The following is a 2260-nucleotide window of genomic DNA, read 5'->3' on the forward strand; positions in this document are numbered from 1 at the left end:
CCAAGCCTCCCATGACTGGATCGGAGCCGGCCAATTGCTGCCCACCCAGAACGGGATCAAAGTTTTCCGCCATCCCTGACCTCAAGTTAACCTTCCAACTACCTGCTGCTGCATAAGCCATAGGCCCGGTCAGTTTTGGCAATTACTTCAGCTCGGTAAGCTTCCAGCCCCCAAATCGACCACCAAAATCAGGGATCCCGTAGCCCAAAGCAGCCGCTGTCTGTTGGATCCCTGGGGAGCTAATGGTTTTGGTAGGGCTGCTACATCCCGCCAGAAGACCAGGACTGAGAACTTAGGAGGGGGAGGAGGGGAAAAACGAAGAGGGGCTGTCGACTTCGATGGGGCCCAGCCCTCTTTTTTGCACCAGCGTTCGCAGCTCCTGCACAAGTTGTTGGTCTTGGGAGGCCGTGCGGGCGCCGGACTCGGCAGCCCATGCTTTTAAGTCCTGAATCTGGTCGCGGGCGATGGCGGCCAGAGGAACAGTTTGGCGAATGGCGCTAAGGATGTCCTCCTGGGTAAACTCGCGGGGTGGATCCTGGTTGAAGGCCATGTGCATGGCATCGTAGATGGCCTGTTCAATTTCTGCCCCGCTGAAATCTTCGCTGGCCATGGCCAGCTCAGGGTAGGAGAAATCCCGCAAGCGGTTGGGCCGCAGCCGCTGGATGTGGACTTGGAAGATCTCCTCCCGCTCCCGCTGGTTGGGCAAATTGACAAAGAAAATCTCATCAAACCGGCCTTTGCGCAGCAACTCAGCCGGCAAGATGCGGACATTATTGGCGGTGGCAACAATAAAAACGGGTTTGGTTTTTTCCTGCATCCAGGTAATTAGGCTGCCGAAGACCCGCTTGCTGGTGCCCGAATCTCCTGAAAACTCGCTGTTGACGCCGCCAAAGGCCTTATCCAACTCATCAATCCACAAAACACAGGGGGCCATAGCTTCGGCAATTTGGATCATCTGGCGCACGCGGCTTTCACTTTCGCCGACGATCCCGCCGAAGAGTCGCCCCACATCCAGCCGGAGCAAGGGCATGCGCCACTCGCGGGCTATGGTTTTGGCACAGAGGGACTTGCCGGTACCCTGAATCCCGGCCAGCAAAATGCCCTTGGGGCTGGGCAAGCCATAGTCGCGGGCCTGGGCACTAAAGCTGTTGCGGCGCTGGCGAATCCAGGCTTTGAGGTTTTCCAGGCCGCCGACATTTTGCAGGGTCTCGGAGGGGTTGTAAAACTCCAGGATTTCCGTCTGGCGGATGTATTGCTTTTTCTCTTCCAGAACCAGGTCAATATCGCCCTCGCTGACCTTGCCTTTGGCGGCTAGGGCGCGGGCCAGGATCCGCTCAATGCGCTGCCGGGTCAGCCCTTGACAGGCTCGAACCAGTTGTTCCCGCGCTGGGCCGCTTAGCTCCAGTTGACGGGCAGGGATCGCGCGGGTAATGATCCGCTCAATTTCGTCGATGCTGGGCAGGGGAAAATCATAGACTACAATTTCCTCGCGCAGCTCGGCAGGGACAACGGCTTCTTGACCCAGGAGGATGATGGACTTGCGGCTGTGGCGGCCCTCTCTGGCCAAGGTTTTTAGGTAGCGGATAACGGGATAGTTATCTGAGCGTTCTGGATTTCTCAGGGTGGGGTTTAGATCCTTGAGAACACAAATAACCGCCTCGTCCTCTTTGATAGCGCCGATGCGGCCCAGAGCAGGCATCAATTGACCTTTGTTTTGGCCGTTATCTGACCAGCCAGAGACGATATCCCAGATTAGGAGTTTGCGCTTGGGTTTGAGAGAATCGGCCAGAACTTGTAGCAGCTCCTCTGCCGGGGCTTCTTCGGGAGTAACCAGGTAGATCAAAGGGTAGCGAGCGCGAACCACCAAGTCCAGCAGCGTGAGAATGTCTTGGTGATTGCTGGCAAAGGCGAGATCTAAGGAACTCATGGATCTAGCTGCTAGCTGTAGGTAGTCTAGCAAAGGGATCCGCCTAGGGATGGATGGTTCCGTCGGGGAGGATGGCCCCGCTCAAGTCGACAAATCGATCCCAGCCGGGACTTAGTTTTGCGCCCTCTAGGTTTGCTCCTCTCAGATCCGTGCCGTCCAGGTTTGCTCCCCTTAGCTCGGCCCCACTCAGGTTGGCCCCGCTCAGGTTGGCTTGCCACAGCTTGGCCTCGCTCAGGTTGGCCCCACTCAGGTTGGCCAAGATCAAGTTAGCCCCGCTCAGGTCCGCCCCGCTCAGGTTAGCTCCGCTCAGGTTGGCCCTGCTCAGGTCGGCCC

2 protein-coding genes are annotated in these 2260 nt (G+C 57.6%); both read right to left on the reverse strand.

All coding sequences use genetic code 11. The features are described 5' to 3' along the window. Positions 1–292: 292 nt before the first annotated feature. The gene (locus NW841_RS12670; RefSeq protein WP_414386734.1) at positions 293–1927 is read right to left on the reverse strand and encodes an AAA family ATPase; all 1635 of its coding nucleotides are present in this window, start codon (positions 1925–1927) and stop codon (positions 293–295) included. Between the two features lie 43 nt (positions 1928–1970). After that, positions 1971–2260, reverse strand: a 290-nt coding sequence (locus tag NW841_RS12675) for a pentapeptide repeat-containing protein (RefSeq protein WP_414386737.1), incomplete at its 5' end; no start/stop codon positions are given.

It is taken from the genome of Synechococcus sp. H60.3 (assembly GCF_047462295.1).
In the GTDB taxonomy this organism is placed as follows: Bacteria; Cyanobacteriota; Cyanobacteriia; order Thermostichales; family Thermostichaceae; genus Thermostichus.